This window comes from Plesiomonas sp. (genome assembly GCF_051650925.1).
Taxonomy (GTDB): domain Bacteria; phylum Pseudomonadota; class Gammaproteobacteria; order Enterobacterales; family CAMTGL01; genus Plesiomonas.
Map to the genome: position 1 here is coordinate 1 of NZ_JBOFRH010000177.1, position 1225 is coordinate 1225.

1 protein-coding gene is annotated in these 1225 nt (G+C 49.8%); it reads left to right on the top strand.

The genetic code is table 11. The features are described 5' to 3' along the window. Nucleotides 1-41: 41 nt before the first annotated feature. Nucleotides 42-1225: sensor domain-containing diguanylate cyclase (locus tag ACRC27_RS04095; protein WP_438639254.1), on the top strand; the 1184-nt coding region annotated here is incomplete at its 3' end.

Below are 1225 nucleotides of genomic sequence, written 5' to 3' on the forward strand. Positions count from 1 at the left end.
TATTGACGTCATTATCCTTAGGGTTCCGGCTCAATAATTACGTGCCACTGCGCGATATTCAGGCCTATATCGAGAGCATGCGCTTAAGTGCGCCACAAACCGTCAAGTTAGAGTGGTTTCCGCTGGTAACACAAGACCAAGTGGCTCCTTTTTTACAGCAGATGCGCAATATTTATCCGGCCTATCATTATCAAGGATGGTTATTTAGTGACAATACGCCGCTCGACACTCTATTGGCGCAGCCGTATATCTTTCCATTAGCGTTTGTCTATCCGGCTAGCGAGCAAAATCAGCAATATTTAGGCTTGTTATTTGGCGGCGAAAAACGTGACAGTTATTTGGCCGATATTATTGCGGGCGCGGAGCAAATAATTACTGACCCGATTCGGCTATGGAATCAACAGAGCAAAAATAACAATCGGAAAAATGGTTTTTTGGTGATCAACGCGGTGCGTAATATCCGCGATAAAAGTTTAGATGGCATATTTGTTTCGGTGATTAACAGCTATGCTTATTTTTCTCATGTGATAAACACCATTAATCCACGGCCGGGGATGGCGATTCAAATCAGTGACGTTTCATCGAGCTCAGAAATTGTGTTGTATCACTCAGCCGCTGCTGTTGCTGCGCCGCACTCGGCAGGGCCGCTCATGCAGCACGTGGAATATATTGCCCAAGGTGATCGACACTGGAAGGTTTCGGTAACCGGCCATTGGGCGCTGTACGCCGAAAATCGCCTGCTGCTGAAGATTTTGTGGTGGGGCGGGCTGGTGGTTTCCCTGTTGGTGAGCTTGATTGTCGGTTATGCGGTAAACCGTACCGGTCTGTATGAATTTTTGCTGCAACAGCGCACGCGCGAGCTAGAGTTTATGTTGGAGCATGATCACTTAACGCGGGTGCTCAATCGCCGCGCTTATGATCGCTTGCTGGGGGAGTTTTGCCAGAGTACTCGGCCGTTCACCCTGTTTATGATCGATATGGATTATTTTAAGCGCATCAATGATTGCTTTGGTCATGCGGCGGGGGATGCGGCGTTAATTGAGGTGGCGCTGCGCTTGCAGCAAGCCGCCGGCAGCGGAACTTATTTGGCGCGCATTGGTGGCGATGAGTTTGCGCTGATGACGCCGGTGACCCAAAGCGATGCGGTGCAAAGTCTTGGCGAGCGAATGTTGCTGGCGGTGCGTGAGCCGGTATTCAGTTTCCGTCAGCAGGCAATTCATCTGAG